We start from the raw sequence: 1,063 nt of genomic DNA, 5'->3' as shown, positions 1-1,063 counted from the left end.
GTCTATCATGCCGCAGAAGAAGAATCCAGATGTGCCAGAGTTGGTACGAGGCAAGTCGGGCCGGGTAACGGGTCATATGATTTCTCTATTGATGTTAATGAAGTCTCAGCCTTTGGCATACAACAAAGATAACCAGGAAGATAAAGAGCCATTATTTGATGTCTTGGATACCTTAAAAGGTTGTTTGAAGGCCTATGCTGATATGATTCCGGCGATTGAGGTGAAGGCTGAAAATATGAGAGAAGCAGCACGTAGGGGCTTTTCAACCGCGACTGACTTGGCTGATTATTTAGTCGTTAATGGTGTGGCTTTCCGTGATGCGCATGAAATTGTTGGTAAAGCCGTGGCATATGGTGTTGCTGAGGAAAAAGACCTTTCAGACATGACACTAGAAGAGTTGCAGGTGTTTAGCGATCAGATTCAAGAAGATGTATTTGACGTTCTGACGCTTGAAGGCTCTGTTAATGCACGAAATCACCTGGGCGGGACGGCACCTGCACAGGTTTCTGCTGCGGCTGACAGAGTTCTTGAAAAACTAGCTGCACGTTAACTTGTCGTGCCTGACTTGATTGGCAGGCGACAGATATAGGTTGTGACGCCGGCACCTATGCAGCTAAGCATAATGACGGCCCATAACTTGCCAATGATGAGTGCGGATAAAAGCATGCTTCCCCACATACATATTAGTATCCGGGTTCGAATGTTTTTGTCCAGGCCTTCGCCGCTTTTCCAAACTGAAATGATGGGGCCTAGCTTCGGGTGTTCGTGTAACCAGCGGTGAAAACGTTCCGATGAGTGAGTGAATAACCAGGCAGCTAATAGTAAGAAAGGTGTTGTCGGTAATATCGGCAAGAAAATACCAATCACGCCAAGGATGACGCAGAGCCACCCCAAGGAGGCAATAAGTATTTTGACGCTGCCTTTCATTACTACTTTCCTGACAAATACATTTACGGTTCTTCCATTGTAGACCTTTAAATAGCTTTCTATAAATATAGAGGCTATTTTTTGTAAAAAATTAGCGCATAGACACTATTCTACCAACGCGGGATAATGTGTCTTT

At 44.9% G+C, this 1,063-nt stretch carries 2 protein-coding genes; one reads left to right on the top strand and one right to left on the bottom strand.

Annotated features, from left to right (window positions below; translation table 11 throughout):
• The coding region (locus tag A3761_RS21535; protein WP_255374956.1) for an argininosuccinate lyase at positions 1 to 550 on the top strand (550 nt) is incomplete at its 5' end.
• Here A3761_RS21535 and A3761_RS21530 read toward each other — a convergent pair.
• Positions 547 to 927, bottom strand: a complete 381-nt coding sequence (locus A3761_RS21530) for a YbaN family protein (RefSeq protein ID WP_068554137.1) — start codon at positions 925 to 927, stop codon at positions 547 to 549. The two genes, A3761_RS21535 and A3761_RS21530, sit on opposite strands and share 4 nt — an antisense overlap.
• Positions 928 to 1,063 lie beyond the last annotated feature (136 nt).

The organism is Oleiphilus sp. HI0123 (assembly GCF_001635315.1).
The sequence above is the reverse complement of the archived record's forward strand: the minus strand, read 5'-3'. Positions and strand labels throughout refer to the sequence as shown.

Coding starts and splice junctions, on each gene's coding strand:
- A3761_RS21530 (WP_068554137.1), bottom strand. CDS start 927: ATGAAAGGCAGCGTCAAAATACTTATTGCCTCCTTGGGGTGGCTCTGC.